Annotated in this window: 1 pseudogene; it reads left to right on the top strand. The window is 44.4% G+C overall.

The window, feature by feature from the left end:
• A pseudogene (locus LI074_RS17195) lies at positions 1 to 363 on the top strand (transglutaminase domain-containing protein); the annotation flags it as partial.

The following is a 363-nucleotide window of genomic DNA, read 5'->3' as shown; positions in this document are numbered from 1 at the left end:
TGAGACTTCTGAAATCCGCTATGATTATTTCAATCTGGATGATTCACAGATTTTCAGGGATCATGAGCCTCTTATTGCGCCGGCGCCTCACTGCGGTGATCATGAGCACTTTTACTATAAGGAGAAGAAGCTTTCTTTTACTAAGAAAGAGGATGTGTATAAACGTTCTTTGCAGGCGGCGAAGAAAGGCAGGGTACTTATTTTTCACTGGAGAGGCGGTTATCTGACAAAGGAAGTACTGAAGGAATTGCTGGAGCTTATCCGGAAAGCAGGAGATGAGAAAGACAAAACAGCAATGGTCAGCATAAACTGGCCGCAGGCAGTTATTCGTGTTCAGTATACGGATATGCAGGTACAGGAGAG

This window comes from Blautia sp. MSK18_10 (assembly GCF_020553185.1).
In the GTDB taxonomy this organism is placed as follows: Bacteria; Bacillota; Clostridia; order Lachnospirales; family Lachnospiraceae; genus Blautia_A; species Blautia_A wexlerae.
Note: the sequence above shows the minus strand (reverse complement) of the source record. Positions and strands in the feature narration are given on the sequence as shown.